Here is a 306-nt window from a genome sequence, read left to right as displayed (position 1 = left end):
CTGTGATAGATGAAGTAAGAACGGGAACTTATCGTCAGCTTTTCCATCCAGAACAACTCATAAGTGGCAAAGAAGACGCGGCTAACAACTTCGCTCGTGGGCATTATACAATCGGCAAGGAAATCGTTGATCTTTGCTTGGATCGTATTCGCAAGCTTGCTGACAATTGTACTGGTCTTCAAGGATTTTTAGTTTTCAATGCTGTTGGTGGGGGCACCGGTTCTGGCCTTGGCTCCCTTTTGTTGGAGCGTCTGTCTGTGGATTACGGCAAGAAATCTAAGCTTGGTTTCACAGTTTACCCTTCTC

1 protein-coding gene is annotated in these 306 nt (G+C 45.8%); it reads left to right on the top strand.

Features of this window, described 5'->3' with window-relative positions; genetic code table 11:
* Positions 1-306, top strand: a 306-nt coding sequence (locus tag C6N31_RS42780) for a hypothetical protein (RefSeq protein ID WP_198359700.1), incomplete at both ends; no start/stop codon positions are given.

This window comes from Streptomyces fildesensis (assembly GCF_016107395.1).
Taxonomy (GTDB): Bacteria; Actinomycetota; Actinomycetes; order Streptomycetales; family Streptomycetaceae; genus Actinacidiphila; species Actinacidiphila fildesensis.
The sequence above is the reverse complement of the archived record's forward strand: the minus strand, read 5'-3'. Positions and strand labels throughout refer to the sequence as shown.